This window comes from Cobetia sp. SIMBA_158, from assembly GCF_046566945.1.
GTDB lineage: Bacteria > Pseudomonadota > Gammaproteobacteria > Pseudomonadales > Halomonadaceae > Cobetia > Cobetia amphilecti.
Genome location: NZ_JAWJYL010000541.1, coordinates 1 through 263, shown reverse-complemented (window position 1 = coordinate 263; position 263 = coordinate 1). Strand labels below are relative to the sequence as shown.

Here is a 263-nt window from a genome sequence, read left to right as displayed (position 1 = left end):
GGGTCACAATACCGAACGATTCCCCGTGACTGGGCAAACACAACGCCAACGCATCACGATAGAAGTTCATCAATTCGTTACCGGATAGCCAGCCAACAAACGAAATCCGATCCTCGATATCCAGCTTCCGGACGAGTTCGACCCATTGATCCGTTTCGCCCGTCCCTGAGAGCTTTACGTTAATCTGTTGCCGCTTTTGCTTCAGAATTGCAATGGCGGCGAACAGCTCAGGCAGTCCTTTCTCTTCTGTAAAACTGCCCGAG

At 51.3% G+C, this 263-nt stretch carries 1 protein-coding gene; it reads right to left on the bottom strand.

Features of this window, described 5'->3' with window-relative positions:
* The coding region (locus tag R2R70_RS21010) for a glycosyltransferase (RefSeq protein ID WP_410979050.1) at positions 1-263 on the bottom strand (263 nt) is incomplete at both ends.